At 71.9% G+C, this 20,462-nt stretch carries 13 protein-coding genes; 6 read left to right on the top strand and 7 right to left on the bottom strand.

Annotation, left to right across the window (positions count from 1 at the left end; genetic code table 11):
* From treZ to glgX, 5 genes are all read left to right on the top strand, one after another.
* A complete protein-coding gene (gene treZ / locus NUG21_RS03980) occupies positions 1 to 1,788 on the top strand; it encodes a malto-oligosyltrehalose trehalohydrolase (protein ID WP_263392349.1) in 1,788 nt (595 codons plus the stop codon).
* 151 nt (positions 1,789 to 1,939) lie between these two features.
* Positions 1,940 to 3,907, top strand: a complete 1,968-nt coding sequence (gene malQ, locus NUG21_RS03975; protein ID WP_263392348.1) for a 4-alpha-glucanotransferase — start codon at positions 1,940 to 1,942, stop codon at positions 3,905 to 3,907.
* A complete protein-coding gene (treY, locus tag NUG21_RS03970) occupies positions 3,904 to 6,519 on the top strand; it encodes a malto-oligosyltrehalose synthase (RefSeq protein WP_263393028.1) in 2,616 nt (871 codons plus the stop codon). The genes malQ and treY overlap by 4 nt, the downstream gene beginning before the upstream one ends.
* A 14-nt stretch (positions 6,520 to 6,533) precedes the next feature.
* Positions 6,534 to 6,746 carry a DUF2934 domain-containing protein gene (locus NUG21_RS03965; RefSeq protein ID WP_160945488.1) on the top strand — a complete coding sequence of 71 codons (213 nt, stop codon included), beginning with the start codon at positions 6,534 to 6,536 and terminating at the stop codon, positions 6,744 to 6,746.
* A gap of 9 nt (positions 6,747 to 6,755) precedes the next feature.
* On the top strand, positions 6,756 to 8,921 hold the full coding sequence (glgX, locus tag NUG21_RS03960) for a glycogen debranching protein GlgX (RefSeq protein WP_242081959.1): 2,166 nt from the start codon (positions 6,756 to 6,758) through the stop codon (positions 8,919 to 8,921).
* A 223-nt stretch (positions 8,922 to 9,144) separates the two neighbouring features.
* Here the strand turns inward: glgX and NUG21_RS03955 are convergent, their stop codons facing one another.
* Entirely contained in the window at positions 9,145 to 11,064 is a 1,920-nt protein-coding gene (locus tag NUG21_RS03955; RefSeq protein ID WP_263392347.1) for a PEP/pyruvate-binding domain-containing protein, read from the bottom strand.
* A gap of 333 nt (positions 11,065 to 11,397) precedes the next feature.
* On the opposite strand from NUG21_RS03955, the gene NUG21_RS03950 reads away from it, so the two are divergent.
* On the top strand, positions 11,398 to 12,381 hold the full coding sequence (locus NUG21_RS03950; RefSeq protein WP_263392346.1) for a siroheme synthase domain-containing protein: 984 nt from the start codon (positions 11,398 to 11,400) through the stop codon (positions 12,379 to 12,381).
* Between the two features lie 3 nt (positions 12,382 to 12,384).
* Here NUG21_RS03950 and NUG21_RS03945 read toward each other — a convergent pair whose 3' ends face one another.
* The 6 genes from NUG21_RS03945 to poxB form a co-directional block, all read right to left on the bottom strand.
* Positions 12,385 to 13,644 carry an MFS transporter gene (locus NUG21_RS03945; RefSeq protein WP_263392345.1) on the bottom strand — a complete coding sequence of 420 codons (1,260 nt, stop codon included), beginning with the start codon at positions 13,642 to 13,644 and terminating at the stop codon, positions 12,385 to 12,387.
* A gap of 150 nt (positions 13,645 to 13,794) precedes the next feature.
* Positions 13,795 to 14,478 (bottom strand): hypothetical protein, encoded by a 684-nt coding sequence (locus NUG21_RS03940; RefSeq protein WP_263392344.1) that lies wholly within the window; start codon positions 14,476 to 14,478, stop codon positions 13,795 to 13,797.
* Between the two features lie 97 nt (positions 14,479 to 14,575).
* A complete protein-coding gene (locus NUG21_RS03935) occupies positions 14,576 to 15,361 on the bottom strand; it encodes a hypothetical protein (RefSeq protein ID WP_263392343.1) in 786 nt (261 codons plus the stop codon).
* Between the two features lie 273 nt (positions 15,362 to 15,634).
* Complete coding sequence (locus NUG21_RS03930) at positions 15,635 to 16,975, bottom strand: sigma-54-dependent transcriptional regulator (protein WP_263392342.1); 1,341 nt, start codon at positions 16,973 to 16,975, stop codon at positions 15,635 to 15,637.
* Positions 16,960 to 18,396 carry a sensor histidine kinase gene (locus NUG21_RS03925; protein WP_263392341.1) on the bottom strand — a complete coding sequence of 479 codons (1,437 nt, stop codon included), beginning with the start codon at positions 18,394 to 18,396 and terminating at the stop codon, positions 16,960 to 16,962. Before NUG21_RS03925 ends, NUG21_RS03930 begins: the two co-directional genes overlap by 16 nt.
* Positions 18,397 to 18,624: 228 nt before the next feature.
* On the bottom strand, positions 18,625 to 20,334 hold the full coding sequence (poxB, locus tag NUG21_RS03920) for a ubiquinone-dependent pyruvate dehydrogenase (RefSeq protein WP_263393027.1): 1,710 nt from the start codon (positions 20,332 to 20,334) through the stop codon (positions 18,625 to 18,627).
* Between the last annotated feature and the right edge of the window lie 128 nt (positions 20,335 to 20,462).

Here is a 20,462-nt window from a genome sequence, read left to right as displayed (position 1 = left end):
ATGGCCACGACTGCTGTATCGACCGATTCCCCCGCCGCACCGCGCGCGGCGCTGCGCCCCGGCGCCTGGCCCGGCGCCAACGGCGAGGTCGCCTTCGCGCTGTGGGCGCCGGATGCCGAGCGCGTGGAGCTGGTGTTGGGCGACGATCGGCGGCAGCCGCTGGAGGCGATCGGTGACGGCTACTTCGCCGCCACCCTGGCGTGCGCGCCCGGCACCCGCTACCGCTACGCCATCGACGGCGGCACGCCGGTGCCGGACCCGGCCTCGCGCTGGCAACCCGACGGCGTCCATGGCCCAAGCGCGGTGCTGGCCACCGACGGCTATGCCTGGCGCCACGGCGACTGGCGTGGCCGGCCCTGGGCCGAGACCGTGTTCTACGAACTGCACGTGGGCACCTGCGGCGGCTATGCCGGGCTGCGCGCGCAGTTGCCGACGCTGGCCGCGCTCGGCGTCACCGCGATCGAACTGATGCCGCTGGCCGAATTCCCCGGCCGCCACAACTGGGGCTACGACGGCGTGCTGCCATACGCGCCGGCCTCGGCCTATGGCCATCCCGACGAACTCAAGGCGCTGATCGACGAGGCCCACGGTCTGGGCCTGAGCGTGTTCCTGGACGTGGTCTACAACCATTTCGGCCCGGATGGCAATTACCTGGGCCAGTACGCCTCGACCTTCTTCCGCGAGGATGCGCCGACGCCTTGGGGCGCGGCGATCGATTTCCGCTTGCCGCCGGTGCAGCGCTACTTCATCGACAACGCGCTGATGTGGCTGCACGAGTATCGCTTCGACGGCCTGCGCCTGGATGCGGTGCACGCGATCGTGCCCAACGCCTTCCTCGACACCTTGCGCGAGGCGATCATGGCTAGCGTCGCCGACGGGCGCCACGTGCACCTGGTGCTGGAGAACGAGGCCAACCAGGCCGGCGTGCTCGAGCGCGGCTACAGCGCGCAGTGGGACGACGACTTCCACAACAGCCTGCACGTGCTGCTGACCGGCGAACACGAGGGCTACTACGCCGGCTTCGCCGATGCGCCGGCGCAGCACCTGGCGCGGGTACTCGGCGAAGGCTTCGCCTTCCAGGGCCAGGCCGACCACCGCGGCCACGCGCGCGGCGAGCCCAGCGGCCACCTGCCGCCGCACAAGTTCGTGATCTTCGCGCAGAACCACGACCAGATCGGCAACCGCGCCCGCGGCGACCGGCTGATCACCCAGGTGACCGAGCCAGCGCTGCGCGCGGCGCTGGCGTTGACCGCGCTGACCCCGATGATCCCGCTGTTCTTCATGGGCGAGCCGTGGGGCAGCCGCGCCCCGTTCCAGTTCTTCACCGATTTCGCGCCGCCGCTGGACGAGGCGGTGCGCGAGGGCCGGCGCCGCGAGTTCGCGCACTTCGCCGCTTTCGCCGATCCGGAGCAGCGCGCCACCATCCCCGATCCCAACGCGCCCAGCACCTTCCAGGCCTCGATCGCCGACATCAGCGATGCCACCCATGGCGAGGGCGCGCGCTGGCGCGACTGGTTCGCGGCGCTGCTGGCGCTGCGCCGCGAGCATCTGGTGCCGGCGCTGACCCAGGCCAGTGCGCTGGGCGCGCGGGTGCTCGGCCCGCGGGCGGTCGCCGCGGGCTGGCGCCTGGGCGATGGCGAATGGCACGTGGCCGCCAACTTCGGCGACGCGCCGGTGGCGCTGGACCTGCCCGGCGGCACCGTGCACGCGGAGAACGCCGGCGGCGATGCCGCGCAGTTGCCGCCCAACGCCTTCGTTGCGCGCTACCGGCCTGGCAACGCCGCATGAGCACCCGCTGTCGCGACGCCATCGCGACAGCGCACCCGGCACGCTGGCCGCCTCGTTCGCTGCCCACCGCCGCGCACGCGCCGACGGCGCGCGCGAGCGGGAGCGCGGCGGGCGCCACTTCCTCCGCTTTGCAGCCCGGTTCGCCCTGCCCATGACCGACACTTCCTTGCACACCCTGGCCGACGCCGCCGGCCTGCTGGTCGACTGGATCGACGCCAGCGACACCCCGCGCACCGTCGGCGACGACACCCTGCGTCACGTGCTCGGCGCGCTGGGCCTGGACGCGCGCGACCCCGCCGCCTGCCGCGACAGCCTGCGCCGGCTGCAGGCCAACGTGGCGCTGCCGCCGCTGCTGACCGCCGACGCCGGCGCGCCGGTCGAGATCGGCGCCGCACCCGGTGCGGCGTACCGGCTCGACAGCGAAGACGGCCGCGCGCTGCACGGCCACTGCGACGCGCAGGGCCGCCTCGTCGCGCCCGAGGCCGCCGGCTACTGGACCTTGCAGCACGGCGACCGCCGCACCATCCTGGCGGTGGCGCCGCCGCGCTGCTACGGCGTCGCCGACGCGGTGGGCGCGGCGCAGCCGCGGCGCTGGGGCCTGTCGCTGCAGGTGTATTCGGCGCCGGGCGCCTACGATGCCGGCATCGGCGACGCCGACGGCACCGCTGCCTGGGCCACGCGCATCGCCGCGGCCGGCGGCGACGCCATCGCGCTGAGCCCGGTGCATGCGGCGCGGCCGATCGGCGCGCACTACAGCCCCTACTCGCCCAGCGACCGTCGTTTCCTCGATCCGCTGCAGGCGGCGCCGGCGCGCGTGCTCGGCGCCGACGCCGCGCAGCGCGCACTGGACGCGGCCGGGCTGGCGCAGGCCTTCGCCGAGGCGCAGGCGCGGCCGCTGATCGACTGGCCGGCCTCGGCCGCCCTGAAGTGGCAGTGGCTGCGGCAGCTGCACGCCGATTTCGACCAGGCCGACGCGGCGCTGCGCGCCGACCTGGCCGCGTTCGAACGCGACGGCGGCAGCACCCTGCATGCGCATGCCGCATTCGCCGCGCAGGATTTCGGCGATGCCGATCCAGGCCTGCACCGGTTCGCGCAGTGGTTGGCCGCGCGCAGTTGGGCCGACGTGCAACGCCAGGCGCGTGCCGGCGGCATGGGCATCGGCCTGATCGCCGACCTGGCGGTGGGCTTCGACGCGCAGGGCGCCGAGGCCGCGGCCTGGCCGCAGGCGGTGCTGCAGGGGCTGGAACTGGGCGCGCCGCCGGACGCGTTCAACGGCGACGGCCAGGCCTGGGGTATCTGCGGCTACGCACCGACCGCGCTGCGCGCGAGCGGCTTTGCGCCGTTCATCGAGCTGCTGCGCGCGGTGATGCGCGATCGCGGCGGCGTGCGCATCGACCACATCCTCGGCCTGCTGCGGCTGTGGGTGATCCCGCGCGGCGCGCCCTCGTCCACCGGCGTGTACCTGCGCTATCCGCTGCACGACCTGCTGCGCCTGCTGGCGCTGGAGTCCTGGCGGCACCGCGCGATCGTGATCGGCGAAGACCTGGGCGTGGTGCCGGACGGCATCCGTGCCGAGCTGTCGCGCCGCGGGGTGATGGGCATCGACGTGCTGCTGTTCACCCGCGACCGCGATGGCATGTTCCTGCCGCCGGCGCAGTGGCGCCCCGACGCCCTCGCCACCACCACCACCCACGACCTGCCGACCCTGCGCGGCTGGCGCCGCGGCGAGGACATCGACTGGCGCCGGCGCCTGCAGCTCAGCGACGCCACGCAGCAACGTGCCGATCACCAGGCACGCACCGACGACGTCGCGCGCATGGACCAGGCGGTGGCCGCGGCGCTGCCGCCCGCTGAGGCCGCCGACCCGGAACTGGGCGCGCTGCGCTTCGTCGCTGCCACGCCGTCGCCGCTGGCGCTGCTGCCGGCCGAGGACGCGCTGGGCCTGGACCAGCAACCCAACCTGCCCGGCACCGTCGACGGCCATCCGAACTGGCGCCGGCGCCTGCCCGCACCCGATGCGGCCGCATCCGCCGCCACCCTCGCCACACGCCTGGACGCCTTCGCCCAAACCCGCCAGACCACCGCCACCGCCGCGCAAGGAGCCGACGCATGCGCATGATTCCCCTGCGGGCCACCGCCCGCCTGCAACTGCATGCCGGTTTCACCCTGCTCGATGCCGCCGCGCAGGTGCCGTACTACGCCGGGCTGGGCATCAGTCACCTGTACCTGTCGCCGATCGGCACCGCCGTGCCCGGCTCCACCCATGGCTACGACGTCACCGATCCGCGCCAGGTCAATCCCGAGCTCGGCGGCGAGCCGGCGCTGCTGCACCTGTCCGAGCGCGCGCGCAGCCACGGCATGGGCCTGATCCTGGACATCGTGCCCAATCACATGGCCACCCACCCGAGCAATCCGTGGTGGTGGGACGTGCTCACCCATGGCCGGCGCAGCCGCCATGCCGGCTGGTTCGATATCGATTGGCGTGCGCCCGGACGCGAGGGCAAGCTGTGGCTGCCGGTGCTGGACCGCCCCTATGCGCAGGCGCTGAGCGAAGGCGCGCTGCAACTGCAGGTGGCCGAGGACGGCAGCGTCGTCCTGCTGCACCACGACCAACGCTTCCCGATCCGCCTGGACGGTGCCATCGCCCAGGAACCGGCCAGCGCGCGCCCGGCCTGGGCGGCCCGGCTCAACGACGCCGCGCGGCTGGGCGACGACGCCCTGCACCGGCTGATCGAACGCCAGTGCTATCGCCTGGCCTGGTGGCGGGTCGGCAACGACATGCTCAACTACCGCCGCTTCTTCGACATCACCTCGCTGGCGGCGCTGCGCGTGGAGCAGAACGACGTGTTCGCCGCGGTCCACGAGTTGCCGCTGCGGCTGGTCGCCGAGGGCCATCTCGATGGCGTGCGGGTCGACCACGTCGACGGCCTGGCCGATCCCACCGGCTACGTGCAGCGGCTGCGCACGCAACTGGACCGCGCCGGCCGCCGCCGCGGTATCGCCCCGGGCGGCATCGCCCTGTACCTGGAAAAGATCCTGGCCCCGCACGAGCACTTGCGCAGCGACTGGCCCTGCGACGGCACCACCGGCTACGACTTCATGGACCAGGTCGCCGCAGTGCTGCACGATCCGGCCGGCGCCGCGCCGCTGACTGCCCTGTGGCGGCGCTGGAGCGGGCGCAGCGGCGACTTCGGCCAGGAACAGCGCGCCGCGCGCGACGAGATCCTGCAGGGCTCGCTGCAGGCCGAGTTCGTCCGCACCGTGCAGGCGCTGGGCGCCGCCGCGCACCTGGATCCGCTGACCCGCGAGTTCAGCCCGCAGATGCTGGCGCGCGGGCTGATGGCCTTGCTGCGGCAGTTCGAGGTGTACCGCACCTACGCCGGACCCGACGGCCTGGACGACGACGACGCGGCGCGCCTGGCCCAGGCCGCGCAGCGCGCGCGCGCCGGCGCCGAACCGCGGGTCTGCGCGGCGATCGACGCGATCGAACGCTGGAGCCGCGACGGCCGCGGCACCGGCAAGGCGCAGGTGGCGCTGCGGCGGATCGTGCGCCGGCGCCTGGAGCAGCTGTCGGCGCCGCTCAACGCCAAGTCGGTGGAGGACACCTCCTTCTACCGCCACGGCGTGCTGCTCTCGCGCAACGAGGTGGGCAGCGAGCCGGACGTGTTCGCGCTGACGCCGGAGGAATTCCACGCGGCCAACGCGGTGCGCGCGCAACGCTATCCGCGCGCGCTGCTGGCCACCGCCACCCACGACCACAAGCGCGGCGAAGACGTGCGCATGCGCCTGGCCGCGCTCAGCGCGCAGGCGCCGTGGTGGGACGCGCAGGTGACGCGCTTCCAGGCGCTGTCGGCCGACCTGCTGCCGGCCGGCAGCGCCGCACCGCTGCCCGGCGACCTGCTGATGTTGTGGCAGATGCTGGTGGCGGCCTGGCCGCTGGAACTGGCGGTGGACGACGCCGACGGCCTGCACGACTACGCCGAACGCATCGGCGCCTGGCAGCTCAAGGCCGCGCGCGAAGCCAAGCTGCGCACCCACTGGACCTGGCCGGACGAGGACTACGAGCGCAATGCGCGCGCCCTGCTCGACGCCGCGCTGCTGCAGCCGGCCGGTGCCGCGCTGCGCGAGGCGCTGGCGCAGGCGGCCGCGGCGCTGGCCCCGGCCGGCGCGCTCAACAGCCTGGTGCAGACCACCCTGCGCCTGACCGTGCCCGGCGTGCCCGACCTGTACCAGGGCAGCGAAGGCTGGGACCTGTCGCTGGTGGATCCGGACAACCGCCGCCCCGTCGACTACGCGCTGCGCCAGGCCTGGCTGCGCGACGCCACCGCGCCGGACGCCCTGCTGCAGGATTGGCACAGCGGGCACGTCAAGGCCTGGCTGACCGCACAGTTGCTGCAGTTGCGGCGCGCGCATCCGGCGCTGTTTGCAGGCGGTAGCTACCGGCCGCTGCAGGCGCAGGGCGCACAGGCGCAGCACGTGCTGGGCTTCGTGCGCGAACACGAGGGCGCCTCGCTGGTGGTAGCGGTGCCGCGGCTGAGCGCCGCCGCGCAGGCGTTGCGGCCGGACGCGCCGCTGCGGGCGCAGCTGGATTGGCGTGACACGGTTCTGACACTACCGCAGGCACAGTATCGTCCGGTGCTGGCCGGTGCTACCGTCGACGCCATGTCGGCCGTCCCGGTGTCGGCCCTGTTCGCCGAATTCCCGGTTGCCGTGCTGGTGGCCTCCCCCTGATCCCGCAAGAAGCCATGGACGCAGAAACACGCCAACGCCGTATCCGCCAACTCGCACACGAAATCTGGGAAGCCGAAGGGCGACCCGACGGCCATGCCGCCCGCCACTGGGCCATGGCCGAACGCCTGGCGGACGCGGAAGCGGCCGCTGAAGCCCACGTCGACGCCGACGCACTGCCGCCTCCGCAATCGCTCCGCAGCGCCGGCAACGGCTCCGCCTCCTCGTAAGGATTGTCCATGCCCGTGCGTAAGCTCACCCGCCGTTCGCGTATTCGCGAAGGCCTGCCCTACCCCCTGGGCGCCACCTGGGATGGCCTGGGGGTGAACTTCGCCCTGTACTCGGCGCACGCCACCAAGGTGGAACTGTGCCTGTTCGACGATCGCGGCCGCGAGATCGAGCGCATCGCGCTGCCCGAGTACACCGACGAGGTCTGGCACGGCTACCTGCCCGACGCGCGCCCGGGCCAGCTCTACGGCTACCGCGTGTACGGCCCGTACGCGCCCGACGCCGGGCACCGCTTCAACCCCAACAAGCTGCTGCTCGACCCCTACGCCAAGCAACTGGTCGGCGAACTGAAGTGGGCGCCGGCGCTGTTCGGCTACACCATCGGCCACAAGGATGCCGACCTGAGCTTCGACCGCCGCGACAGCGCCGCCTACATGCCCAAGTGCGCGGTGATCGATCCGGCCTTCACCTGGGGCAAGGACCAGCGCCCGCAGACGCCGTGGGACAGCACGGTGATCTACGAGACCCACCTGCGCGGCACCACCATGCGCCATCCCTCGGTTCCCGAGGCCTGGCGCGGCACCTTCTCCGGGCTGAAGGTGGACGAGGTGGTCGAGCACATCAAGCGCCTGGGCATGACCGCGGTGGAACTGCTGCCGGTGCACGCCTTCGTCGACGACGAATACCTGCTCAAGCAGGGCCTGCGCAATTACTGGGGCTACAACACCATCGGCTTCTTCGCCCCGCACCCGCGCTACATGGCCACGCGCACGGTGTCCGAGTTCAAGCAGATGGTGGCGCGCCTGCACAGCGCCGGGCTGGAAGTGATCCTGGACGTGGTCTACAACCACACCGCCGAAGGCAACGAACTGGGGCCGACGCTGTCGTTCAAGGGCATCGACAACGCCAGCTACTACCGCCTGGCCGAGGACCGCCGTTTCTACATCAACGACACCGGCACCGGTAACACCTTCGACCTGACCAACGCCGGCGCGCTGCGCATGGTCAACGACTCGCTGCGCTACTGGGTCTCGGAGATGCACGTGGACGGGTTCCGTTTCGACCTGGCCACCATCCTCGGCCGCGAACACCACGGCTTCGACCCCAAGGGCGGCTTCCTCGACGCCTGCCGCCAGGACCCGCTGCTGAGCCAGGTCAAGCTGATCGCCGAGCCATGGGACGTGGGCCCGGGCGGCTACCAGGTCGGCGCATTCCCGCCGGGCTGGTCGGAGTGGAACGACAAGTTCCGCGACAACGTGCGCGCGTTCTGGCGCGGCGACGAAGGCCAACTGGCCGAACTGGCCACGCGCCTGACCGGCTCGGCCGACCTGTTCCACCACCGCGGCCGCCGCCCCACCGCCTCGGTCAACTTCGTCACCGCCCACGACGGCTTCACCCTGCACGACCTGGTCAGCTACGCGCACAAGCACAACGAGGCCAACGGCGAGCACAACCGCGACGGCTCGGACAACAACATCTCCGCCAACTACGGCGTGGAAGGCGAGACCGACGACGAGCAGATCAATGCCCTGCGCCTGCGGCAGATGCGCAACATGCTGGCCACGCTGCTGCTGTCGCAAGGCACGCCGATGCTGCTGGCCGGCGACGAGTTCGGCCGCAGCAAGGGCGGCAACAACAACACCTACTGCCAGGACAACGAACTGACCTGGCTGAACTGGGAAGCCGGCCCGCGCGCGCACCAGCTCAGCGCCTTCGTCTCGCGCCTGACCCACCTGCGCGCGCACTACCCGCTGCTGCACCGCGCGCGCTTCTTCGACGGCGTCTACGACGAGGAACTGGGCATCAAGGACGTGACCTGGCTGGCCCCGGACGGCGAGGAAATGACCGAGGCCTCCTGGCACGACCCGCACGCCCGCGCGCTGATGATGCGCCTGGACGGCCGCGCCCCGTCCAGCGGCCTGCGCCAGGCCGCCTCCAACGTGACCCTGCTGATGATCGTCAACGGCGCGGTCGAGGACGTGCAATTCACCCTGCCGCTGGTCGAAGGCGAACACTGGCGCGTGCTGATCGACACCGCCGAGCGCGACCACGAGCACGGCCTGCCAGGCGGCGCGCAGTGGCACGGCATCGGCCGCTCGCTGACCCTGCTGGCGGCCGAGCGCGACAGCAAGTCCACGGCGTCGCATCACCGCAATGCGGATGCGCCGACGGCGTGAGGTGATGGCAGCGCCCGGCGCTCTGCCGGGTGCTGCCGGTCGCGGCTGAAGCCGCTCCTACGAAAATCGCTTGCCACGCCAGCAGTGCGCTGAGGCTGTGTAGGAGCGGCTTCAGCCGCGACCCGCCATCCACGCAGCGCCGGGCGATGCCTACCTCGTCGCGTTCAACAGCGCCGACACAGCCGCCACGGACCGCCGCACTGAGGCGCCAGCCTGCACACCGCTACCGCGCGTGTCCGTCCACATACGGCCGCGCCTGCAGGATCACCACCTCGTCGCCGACCACCGCCCACTCGATGTCCTGGTCCGCGCCGCCCAGCGCCTGCTTGGTCATCGCGCCAACCTTGGCCAGTCGCGCGATGAGGGCATCGGTCAGCACCTGGCGAGGACCGGTGATCGGGACCTCGCGGACGCCGCCGGCGGCATTGGCCACGAGTCGGGTGTCCTCGGCCGAGCGGCTCAGCACCTGCACCGCCTTGGACCAGCTCGAATACATCACCTGTTCGGCCTGGCGCTTGCCCTCCACCACGCGAATGCCCAGGCCGCGCTTGGCCGAGATGTAGGTGACGTGGCGGCGCGCGGCATCGAACGGGTCGCGGGTGATCATCACCCCGGAGCTGTCGGACGGCGCGGCCAGTTGCACCAGCACCGCCATGGCCACCGCGTCCTGCGGCAAGCCGGCGGCAGCGCGCGCTTCGTAGGCTTCGAAGTTGTACACCGACGCCCACACCGTCTGCACGGCCTTGGCCAATGCATCGGCGCGGGTGACGTTGGGCACGGTGGTGTACAAACCCGCACCGCTGAAGCCGGGCAGGTCCTCGGAGTTGGACGAGCTGCGCACGAACACGCCGGCGCCGTGCAGTTGGTCACGCCATTGCGCCTCCAAGGCACGCACGAAGGCAGGATCCGGCGCGGCATCGGCGATCTCGGCACGCAGCGCCGCCAGCGCGTCGCGGCGCACGTTCGCGTCGGTGGCGAAGCCGGGGCGGCGCTGCAGGTCGCGCAGGCGCCGCTGCACCTGCAGGCGCTGCAGCGTCGCCTGGTAGAACGCGAACGGAATGCAGAAGCCATCGGGCACACGCGCGGCCGGCGGCAGCACCGCCTTCAAGGTGCCGAGATTGGCGGCCTTGGTGCCGCAGGCGCGGCTGTCGCGGGCGCGCAGCACAGCCAGGGGTTTCAGCGCGGCCACGCTCAAATCCGGACGCGGCAGCGTGCGTGCCGCGGTGCGCGGGACCGCAGCGGATGCGGCCGCCGGTGGAGCCGCAAGCGGCGTCACCCGGTAATCGTTGTGGGTGACGTCCAGTTGCACCCAGCGGCCGTCGTACTGGCGCAACGCCGCCTGCGCGTCGCGCACATACACATTGGGAATGCCCCAGCCCTTGGCCAGCAGGTTGACGTGCGACAGCAGCGTGGATGGACGCTGCGTGACCAGGCCGGCGACCGGCGCCAGCGCGATCGGCACCTCGTCCAGCACCGGGATGTCGCGCGGCGACAGCGTGCGGAACTGCGCCTCCGAGCGCACGATACGCAGCCGCCCCTCGGCATGACCGGTGTTCAGCGGCAGGAAGCGCTGCTCGCGCAGCAGCGCTTCCTGGGTCACGAAGGCCAAGCCGGCGGACTTGGCCACCTGTTCGTGCAGCGTGGAGTTGGTCTTGAAGCGCAGCGTGTCGTAGAACGAGGCGCGCAAGGCCGCGTCGGTCTGCTGCAGCAAGGGCGCGGTGAGGCGGTCGCCCTCCCAGAATTCGTAGGTGTAGCCCGGCAGATCCCGCTGCCAGCTCAGGGTGCCGAACAGGAAGCGTCGCTGCGGCTCGCGGTACTGCGCCTTCAGTGCGGCCTTGCCCATGCGTGGCGCCAGGCGCTGGCGCACGAACTGTTCGTGCAGCGCGAACCGCAGGGTGTTGAGGTAATAGACGCGCCCGCCCTGCTGACGGTCGATCACGAACAGCAGATGCGGCAGTTCCAGCGCGGTGCCGGCGTCGTAGACCCGTGCGAGTTGCAGGAACTGGGCGCGGCTGTCGAGGCGCGGCAGGGAATCCGGTCCCGTCGCCGGCTGCGCGGCGGCGTCGCGGCCCGGGCGCTGCTCGTAGGCCGAGGGCTTGCGCGCGGTCTGCGCCAGCGCGGGCGCCAGCGGCCACAGCAGCACGAAAAGGAAACACCACGCCGACACGCGTGGCCAGACAAGCGGACGGGCTCGATCCATGATGCCGGTTCGGGAGGGCGACGAGCGCGGATCATACGCCAGCGCCTGCATGTTGGCTGCGCGGCGAAGCGCCATCGGGCGCGGTCGGCGTTCCGTCGCGGCATGGCCGTTGGCAACGGCAGGAGGGCAAGAACGCGACGGCGCTCCCTTGCCGACTCGTTCCAGGAGACCCTCCTTTCGGTATCGTGGGCCGACAGGACGTTGTGCCGTGGCGTGTGGCCCATGCCGCACCCTCTGCGCCGCGACCTGATGCACCTCACCCAGCCAGGAGTCCGCATGCCGCTGTATCCCCTGTTCGCCGACCTGGCTGGACGCCGCGTGCTGGTCGTCGGTGGTGGCGAGGTGGCGATGCGCAAGATCGAGGCGCTGCTGCACGCCGGCGCGGACGTGCTGGTCTACGCGCACGCGCTCAATGCCACGGTGGCGCAGTGGCTGGCGCAGGGCCGGCTGCAGCGCGCCGACGGCGCCTTCGATCCGCAGTGGCTGGACGAGGCCTGGCTGGTCGTGGCGGCCACCGACGACGACGCCTTCAATCGGCAGTTGGCCGAACAGGCCGGCGCGCGGCGCAAGTGGGTCAACGTGGTCGACGACGCCGCGCTGTCGACGTTCCAGGTGCCGGCGATCATCGACCGCGACCCGCTGCTGATCGCGATCTCCTCCAGCGGCGCGGCACCGATGCTGGCGCGGCGCCTGCGCGAGCGCTGGGAAACCGAACTGGACCATTCCTATGCCCAACTGGCGCAACTGTTCGCACGCCACCGCGCCGACATCCGCGCGCGCCTGCCGCAGCTGGCGCAGCGCCGGCGCTGGTTCGAGCAGGTGCTGGAGGGGCCGGTGCAGACGCTGCTGCAGAGCGGCCAGCACGCCGCCGCCGAGCAGGCCTTCGCCGACAGCCTGCAGCGCAGCGACGAGGTACCGCGGCAGGGCAGCGTGTGGCTGGTCGGCACCGGCAATGGCGATCCCGGCGCGCTGACGCTGAAGGCGCTGCGCGCGCTCAACCAGGCCGACCTGCTGCTGTGCGGTGCGCAGGTGAGCGCGGCGGTGCTGAGCCTGGCGCGCCGCGATGCCAGCCGCCAGCCGCTGCCGGACGATCCGGCCGCGCACCTGGCGTTGCTGATCGAACAGACGCAGGCCGGACAGCGCGTGGTCAGCCTGCTGCCGGGCGATGCGTTCCGGCAGCCGCCGCATGCGGCGCTGGCGATGCAATTGGCCGCCGCCGGCATCGCCTGCGAGGTGGTGCCCGGCGTCGCGCCGGGCTGACCCCTACGCCGGCAGCGGCGGCACCGGTGCGTCGGCAGCACGTTCGCGGTTCGCCACCACCAGGTGCTTGCGCATGCCCACCCACAACGCCAGCGACAGCAGCGAGACGCCGCCCAGCAGCAGGAACGCGGCGCGATAGCCGAACGCCTGCGCGATCCAGCCGCCCAGCGCCGGACTCAGCGCCGCGCCGACGCCCTGCATCGTCATCACCGCGCCCTGCCCCACGTTGACCCGGCCGGTGCCCTGCAGCAGGTGCGCCACCAGCGCCGGCACCGCCACGCTCTGCAGGCCGGCGCCGACGCCGTCGAGGATCTGCACCGGGAACACGCCCCAGGTATGGATGAAGCTGGCGGCGATCAGCCCGCGCAGCGGCAGCGCCAGGAAGGTCAGCAGCAGGACCCACCAGTGCCCGCGCACGCGGATCAGGCGCATCGCCAGCAGCGAGACCAGCACCATGGTGGCCTGGGCGACGATGATGGTGGTGGCGGTCAGCGCGCTCGGATCGCCCTGGTGCGCGGCCACCACCGCCATGCCGTACAGCGGCAGCATCGCCGCATTGCCGAGATGAAACAGCGCCAGCGCCGCGGCCAGCACCAGCAAGGGTTTGCAGGTCAGCAGCACCGACCAGCCGCTGACGTGGGCGCCGTCGGCGTCCTCCTTCTCGGCCATGCCGCGCGCGGCGCGGTGATCGATGGCGTCGCGCGGAATCAGCAACACCGACACGATCGCCAGCACGCCGAAGCAGCCGGTCAGCACGAACACCGCACCGAAGCCGAACTTCCAGCCGAGCACGCCGGCCAGCGCCGCGGCCACCACGTTGCCGGCATGGCTGCCGACCTGGTTGCGCGCGATCTGGTGATCGAAGCCGGCCTGCCGCACCAGGCCCAGGGTGATGCCGGACAACGCCGGCCCCAGTGCGGCGGCGGCAAGCGCGGTCATCACCTGCGCGGCGATGACGCCCGGCAACGTCGGCGACCACCACAGCAGCGCCGAGGCCAGCAGGATCATGCTGCAGCCGACCACCACGATGCTGCGCTTGCGCTTGGTCGCATCGACCAGCGCACCGCCTGGGGTGGTGGCGAGCATGCCCACGATGCCGCCGGCAGTCATCACCGAGCCGATCGCGCCCAGCGACCAGCCCTTGGATTGCAGGAACACGCTCAGGAACGGGCCGAGCCCGTCCTGCACGTCGGCCATGGTGAAGTTGAGCGCCTCCAGTGCGCGCGTGCCACGCGGGCGCTGGCGCGGACCGGCGCCGCTCATGCGCGCACCGCCAGCGACGCCGACAGCGGCAGGGACAGGAAAGCGTGGTGCTGCGCAGGTGCGACAGGCGGCATGACGGTGTCCTGAAGGAGCGGAGGGAAACACAGGCGCGGCGGTGGCCAGGGGCGCACCGCCGCGACGACGCGGGACTCAGTGGGACTTCGGCTTGGGCTTCGGTTTCGCCTTGGGCCCATGCTTCGGCGCAGCATCATCCGCATGCCCGTGCAACGGCTTGTGATGAGGCTTGGGCGGCTTCGGTTTCGCTGCCAACGGCTGCAGCGTCGCGTCGCTCGCACCCAGCGCCTGCGCATGCAGCACCTGGCCATGCGCGGACTCCAGCCGCTCGCCCTGCGCCGCCAGCGGCTTGCCGGCGGCCAACCAATGCGCCTGTTCCGGCACCGCGTGCGGCGGGAAGCGCACGATCAGCCCATCCTCCAGCAGCGCGCCATGCACCTGCCCATGCGGGCCGTGCAGCAGCCGCGCGATGGTGCCGGCGTGGCGCACCGCGTCCTGCGCGGGCTTGGGCTTGCCCGGCGGCTTCGGCTTGGGCTTGGGGGGCCCGGCATGCGGACCTTCGTCGACGATGCGGTCGGCCCCGTCCGGGTCCACCGCCAGCGCCACCAGCACATCGGCGCCGCGCGGCTTGAGTCCGCGCACACCCAGGCTGGCACCGGGACGCAGCGCCTGCAGCAGTTGCGCCGACAGGTGCGGCGGGGTGTGCACTTCGGTGCCATCGTCGAACAGCAGACCGTCGACGTCGGCCTTGGGGTTGAGCAGGAACCGCGCGAGCGTGCCGCGGGTTTCCGGCAGGGAATCGGGATCGACCCAATGCATTGCATTCTCCAGGCGAACAAGGGGGATGCCGGCGGCGGCCGGCAGCGCCCGCCGCGAACGGCGGGCGCATGGGGTCAAGCGTGCGCGACGGACCGGATCAGCCAGCCGCCGGCGGCGGCGGGGGCGGATTCGCCGGCGCACCCGGGGCGCCGGCCGGCGGCGGCGGAGCGGCCGGCGGCGCAGGCGGCGCCGGCGGTGCGAACACTTCGTGCTGCGAGTTGCGATTGCGGCCCAGATGGGTCGCTTCCAGCGAACGCCCGATCATGGTCACCACGCCGAAGCCGCTGACGCTCAACGGCGCGCCGACGCGCAGCAGGTCGGGATACTGCTGCGCCACGTGCGGCGGCATCCGCACGATGGTGCCGTCGCTGAGCAGCACGCCGCCGGTCTCGCCACGCGGGCCGTAGATCAGGCGGTCGATGCGGCCATCCGCCTGCAGCGGAGTCAGTGCCGGCGGCGCCGGAGGCGCCGGCGGCGGCATCGCCGGATTCGGCGGACGGTCGACCACCTGCTTGCCGCTGCGGCGATCGGTGACGGTGTAGGCCTGCAGCACCGCCAGGTCGCCGAGACGGTAGCCCTGCACGTTCACCGCGTCGCCGCGGCGCACGGCGGCCTGCAGGTCGGCCGACAGATGCGGCGGGAATCCGACCTGGGTGCCGTTGGTCAGCCAGAAGCCATCGACATCGCCATTGGGATTGAGCATGAACCGCTCCACCGTGCCATCGATGCCGACGGGGGTGGCGGCCACCGGGGGCGCGCCAGGAGCACCGGGAGCACCCGGAGGCGCGGGCGGAGCCGGCGGCGGCGGCGGAACCTGCGCGACGGCAGTGGCAGCGGCGGTGGCCAACACCAGGGACAGAGCGAGTGCGCTACGACGGATCATGGACGTTCTCCTGAGCGGCAAGGGGGAGCCGCTCGCAGGAGAGGTAATGCAGAGGCCGTGCCAACTTTTAAAGCATTGATATCTAAGGCAATCGACGACCGATTCGGCCTTGGGGGCGTCTCCATTCCATCCACACCTGTCCGCTTTGCGGACAGGTGTGGATGGAATGGGATTGGGGATTGGGGATTCGTCACAGCAACGGACATCCGGCGGCACGCGCTTTGACGAATCCCCAATCCCCAATCCCCAATCCCGCGGCGCGCCAGCGCGCCGCTACAGCCCGTACTCGTCGAGCTTGCGGTACAGGAGCTGGCGATGGATACCCAACCGGCGCGCGGCCTCGGCACGGTTGCCGTGGGCCTGGGTCAGCGCGGCCTGGATCATCTGCCGTTCCAGTTGCGCGATCGCCTGCGGCAGGGTCAGCGCATCGGTCTCCAGCGCTGCCGGCGAATCGGACGACGGCGACGCCAGCAGTTCGTCCAGGTCGTGCGCCTCGATCACCGGCGCACGCACCAGCACCTGGCAACGTTGCATGGCGTTGCGCAGCTCGCGCACGTTGCCCGGCCACGGGTAGCTGCGCAGGCGCGCCTGCGCCGCGGGCGCCAGCGTCTGCGGCGCGCTGGCGCCGGCTGCGAGGAAGTGCTGCGCGAGCAGCAGGATGTCGTCGCCGCGCTCGCGCAGCGGTGGCAGTTCGATCGGCACCACGTTGAGCCGGTAGCGCAGGTCGCTGCGGAAGCGCCCGGCGTCCACTGCCTGCAGCAGGTCGCGGTGGGTGGCGGCGATCACCCGCACGTCCACCTTCTGCGCGCCGCGCCCGCCCAGCGGCGACACCTCCCCTTCCTGCAGGAAGCGCAGCAGCTTGGCCTGCATCGGCAAGGGCATGTCGCCGATCTCGTCGAGGAACAGGGTGCCGCCGTCGGCGTCGCGGATCAGGCCATTGCGGTCGCTCGCCGCGCCGGAGAACGCGCCCTTGCGGTAGCCGAACAGTTCGCTCTCCATCAGCTCGGCGGGGATGGCCGCGCAGTTGATCGCCACGAACGGCTGCGTGGCGCGGGCGCTGGCACGGTGCAGCGCGCGCGCCGCCAGTTCCTTGCCGGTGCCGGTCTCGCCGGTGATCAGCACCGGCAGGTCGGAGGCGGCCGCCAGGCCGATGCGCTTGTGCACGGTGCGCATCGCCGCGCTATGGCCAAGCAGCGCGTCCTCCTCCTCGGCCGGCCGCGCCGGCGCGGCGTCCGGCGCGGCGTCGCCGCGGCTGCGCAGTGCGCGCTCGACCACCTCGGCGATGTCGGCGCGGCCCACCGGCTTGACCAGGTGATCGAAGGCGCCGAGCTTCATCGCCTCGATAGTGTTGCCGCTGGAGGCGTGCGCGGTGAGCATCACCAGCGGCACGCGCATGGCCTGGGCGTCGTCCTGGCGCGCGCGCATCAGCGCGATGCCGTCCATGCCGGGCATGCGGAAATCGACGAAGGCCAGGTCGATGCCGTCCTCGCCCAGGCGCGCCAGGCCCTCGCGCGGGTCGGCGACGGCGATGGTGTCGTGGCCGAAGGAGCGCAAGGTCGCCTGCAGCGTGCTCAGGAATGCGGTGTCGTCGTCGATGATCAGGATGCGCGCCATGGCAGTTCCAGGCTGAACTCGGTGATGCCGTCGCGGTGCGCGTACTGCGCCTCGCCGCCGTGCGCGCGGGCGATCTCGCGCACCAGCGCCAGGCCCAGGCCGTTGCCGTCGCTGCGGCCGCTGGCGAAGGGTTCGAACAGGTGCGCGGCCACGGGCGCCGACACCGGCGCGCCGTGGTTGCGCACGCGCAGGCGCAGGCGGTCGTCCTCGGCCTGCACCGCCAGGGTCACCTCGGTCCCGGGCGTGGCGTGCTGCAGGGCATTGCGCAGCAGGTTGTGCAGCGCACGCGCGGCCTGCTGCGGGTCCAGCATCCACTGCGCCGGCGCAGCCTCCAGGCGCAGCACGACCGGCGGCGCCTGCCCCTCCCACTCGGCCGGGGCAAGCAGCGCCTGCAGCCATGGCTGCAGGTCCACGGTCTGCCGCTGCAGGCGGATCGGCTGGACCATGCCGAGCAGGCTTTCGACCACGCCATCCAGGCGCTGGATCTGCGCCAGCATCAGTTGCGCCTGGGCGTCGTCGAAGCCATCCGCGCGCGCGGCGATCTGGTTCTCCAGGGCCAGGCGCAGGGTCGCGATGGGGTTGCGGATCTCGTGCGCCACGGTCGCGGTCATGCGCCCGAGCGCGACCAGGCGCTCGTTCCGCGACAGTTCCTCGCCGAGCCGGCGGGTCTCGGCCAGCGCCTGCGCGCTGCGCTGCGCGTAGTCGGTGACGGCGGCGCCGAGCCGGTCCAGCTCCGGCGCGCCGGTGCGCGGGATCTCCGGCACCTCGGCAGGCGTCGCCAGCGCCTGCTGGATGCCTTGCAGGCGCTGGCTCCAGCGCCGTACCACCCAACCCAACGCCCACGCCGAGACCACCACCAGGGCCAGGATCAGCGCCAGGCCCAAGGCCAGCGGCAGGCTGGCCGCCGCATCGCTGGAGGCGACCCGGGTCATGGTCCAGGCCGCGGCGTTGCGATCCAGCGGACAGGCCGCGATCAGCAGGCTCTCGCGCTGCCCGTCGCGGCGGTAGTCCACCGTGTGCTGCGCCTCCACGCCGCGCTGCGCGGTGGTGACGATGACGTTGCGCTCGGCCGAGGGCACGTCGGTCTTGTGCTCGGTGCCGTCGTAGGTGGGATAGGCATAGGCGAGGAAGCCGCGCTGGCGGTCCCAGAACCCGCCCTCCACGCCGGTGGCATCGGTGAGCACCAGTTGCGTGACCACCGCCGCCAGGCCGGCGCCGTCGCTGCCGTGGGCGGCGACGCTGGCACCGTTGTAGCGCTGCACCATGCGCGTGCACACCTCGCGCAGCCCGGTCTGCGCGCGCTCGGCACGCACGCCCTCGCTGTGCCGGTACAACCCAACCAGCACCACCGCCATGCCCACGCAGGCGGCGACGATGACGATCCAGATCAGCAGCAGTTGCCGCAGCAGCGAACGGGGCATGGCCTACCTTGGGCGCACGGGAGGGGTGGAGCGAACCGCGGGGATCGTAACCGGGACACCGTGGGGCTGCGACTCAGCGCGGCCACCACAACGTCGCGAGCGCTCGTTGAGTGGGCGCGGGGGCGCAGGAACCGCGGTGTACGCGTGTACGCGTGTACGCGTGTACGCGAGGATTCCAGGCACGATCCGCACTCGTGTGGCGCGGCGCTGCAGTTTGCAGGGCCACGCTCAGCGCAGGTTGGTCTTGACCAGTTCCATCACCTCGTCGCCGCGCCCGCTCATGACCGCGCGCAACAGGTACAGGCCCATGCCCTTGGCCTGCTCCAGCTTGATCGCCGGCGGGATCGCCAGTTCCTGGCTGGCCACGCGCACGTCCACCAGCGCCGGCCCGGGATGCGCGAACGCCTCGCGCAGGGCGGGCTCCAGTTGCGCCGATTCGTCCACGCGCAGGCCCAGGATGCCCATGGCGTTGCTCATCGCGGCGAAGTCCGGATTGCTCAGGTCGGTGCCGGTATCCAGATAGCCGGCCGACTTCATTTCCATCGCCACGAAGCCGAGCGAGCCGTTGTTGTAGACCACCACCTTCACCGGCAGGCCGAGCTGGGCCAGGGTGATGAAGTCGCCCATCAGCATCGTGAAGCCGCCATCGCCGGACAGCGAGATCACCTGCCGGCGCGGGAACTGCGCCTGTGCACCCAACGCCTGCGGCATCGCATTGGCCATCGAGCCGTGGTTGAACGACCCGAGCAGACGGCGCTGGCCGTTCATGGTGAGGTAGCGCGCCGCCCACACCGTCGGCGTGCCGACGTCGCAGGTGAAGATGGCATCGGCATCGGCCAGTGCATCGACCATGCGGGTGACGAATTGCGGATGCAGCGGTTCGCCGGGCGCCGAGGCCACCGCCAGATCGTCGAGCCCTTCGCGCGCCTTGCGGTAGTGGGCGAGCGACTTCTCCAAGAACCCGCGGTCCTCGCGCCGCTGCAGCCGCGGCAGCAGCGCGGCGATGGTCTCGCGCACGTCGGCGGCGATGCCCAGTTGCAACGGCGTGCGCCGGCCCAGCGCAGCCGGGTCGTTGTCGACCTGCACGATGGTGGCGTCCTTGGGATAGAACTGCCGATACGGGAAATCGGTGCCGAGCATCAGCAGGGTGTCGCAGTTGAGCATGGCCTGGTAGCCGGAGCTGAAGCCGATCAAGCCGGTCATGCCGACGTCGAACGGGTTGTCCCACTCCACGTATTCCTTGCCGCGCAGTGCATGCACGATCGGCGCACCGAGCGCGTCGGCCAGCGCCACCACCTCGTCGTGCGCGCCGGCACAGCCGCTGCCGCACAGCAAGGTGGTGGCTTTGCTCGCCTGCAGCACATCGGCCAGCTTGGCCACGTCGGCGTCGGCCGGCAGGATGCGTGGCGCGGCCAGCGCCGGCCACGTCGTCGGCGTGCCCTTGGGCATTTCCTGCAGGGCCACGTCGCCGGGGATCACCACCACCGCCACGCCGCGGCGCAGGATCGCCGTGCGCATCGCCCGCTGCAGCACCTCCGGCATCTGCGCCGGATTGGTCACCAGTTCGACGTAGTGGCTGCACTCGCGGAACAGTTCCTGCGGGTGGGTCTCCTGGAAATAGCTCAGGCCGATCTCCGAGGACGGGATGTGCGCGGCGATCGCCAGCACCGGCTGGTGACTGCGGTGGCAGTCGAACAGGCCATTGATCAGGTGCAGGTTGCCGGGGCCGCAACTGCCGGCGCAGACCGCGAGCTTGCCGCTGACCGCGGCTTCCGCGCCGGCGGCGAAGGCAGCCACTTCCTCGTGGCGTACGTGCATCCACTCGATGCTGTCCATCTGCCGCAGCGCGTCGGTCAGGCCGTTGAGGCTGTCGCCGGTAACGCCCCAGATCCGCTCCACGCCCGCGCTGTGCAGGGTTTCGGCGAGCAGGCGGGCCATGGTCTGCTTGGACATACGCGCTTATCTCCGGGTGGGGAGGCGCATGGTCGCACCGTGCGCGTTACCGACACGTGGCGCCGACGGCAAGCGCCTGCGCTTGCCGAATGCGTGTTCAGCGCGCAGTGCGG

The organism is Xanthomonas sp. CFBP 8445, assembly GCF_025666235.1.
GTDB lineage: Bacteria > Pseudomonadota > Gammaproteobacteria > Xanthomonadales > Xanthomonadaceae > Xanthomonas_A > Xanthomonas_A indica.
The sequence above is the reverse complement of the archived record's forward strand: the minus strand, read 5'-3'. Positions and strand labels throughout refer to the sequence as shown.

What these genes read in the sequence shown, in the direction of transcription:
- treZ (WP_263392349.1), top strand. Translation starts at nt 1, where the DNA reads ATGGCCACGACTGCTGTATCGACCGATTCCCCCGCCGCACCGCGCGCG.
- malQ (WP_263392348.1), top strand. Translation starts at nt 1,940, where the DNA reads ATGACCGACACTTCCTTGCACACCCTGGCCGACGCCGCCGGCCTGCTG.
- treY (WP_263393028.1), top strand. Translation starts at nt 3,904, where the DNA reads ATGATTCCCCTGCGGGCCACCGCCCGCCTGCAACTGCATGCCGGTTTC.
- NUG21_RS03965 (WP_160945488.1), top strand. Translation starts at nt 6,534, where the DNA reads ATGGACGCAGAAACACGCCAACGCCGTATCCGCCAACTCGCACACGAA.
- glgX (WP_242081959.1), top strand. Translation starts at nt 6,756, where the DNA reads ATGCCCGTGCGTAAGCTCACCCGCCGTTCGCGTATTCGCGAAGGCCTG.
- NUG21_RS03950 (WP_263392346.1), top strand. Translation starts at nt 11,398, where the DNA reads ATGCCGCTGTATCCCCTGTTCGCCGACCTGGCTGGACGCCGCGTGCTG.
- NUG21_RS03945 (WP_263392345.1), bottom strand. Translation starts at nt 13,644, where the DNA reads ATGAGCGGCGCCGGTCCGCGCCAGCGCCCGCGTGGCACGCGCGCACTG.
- NUG21_RS03940 (WP_263392344.1), bottom strand. Translation starts at nt 14,478, where the DNA reads ATGCATTGGGTCGATCCCGATTCCCTGCCGGAAACCCGCGGCACGCTC.
- NUG21_RS03935 (WP_263392343.1), bottom strand. Translation starts at nt 15,361, where the DNA reads ATGATCCGTCGTAGCGCACTCGCTCTGTCCCTGGTGTTGGCCACCGCC.
- NUG21_RS03930 (WP_263392342.1), bottom strand. Translation starts at nt 16,975, where the DNA reads ATGGCGCGCATCCTGATCATCGACGACGACACCGCATTCCTGAGCACG.
- NUG21_RS03925 (WP_263392341.1), bottom strand. Translation starts at nt 18,396, where the DNA reads ATGCCCCGTTCGCTGCTGCGGCAACTGCTGCTGATCTGGATCGTCATC.
- poxB (WP_263393027.1), bottom strand. Translation starts at nt 20,334, where the DNA reads ATGGCCCGCCTGCTCGCCGAAACCCTGCACAGCGCGGGCGTGGAGCGG.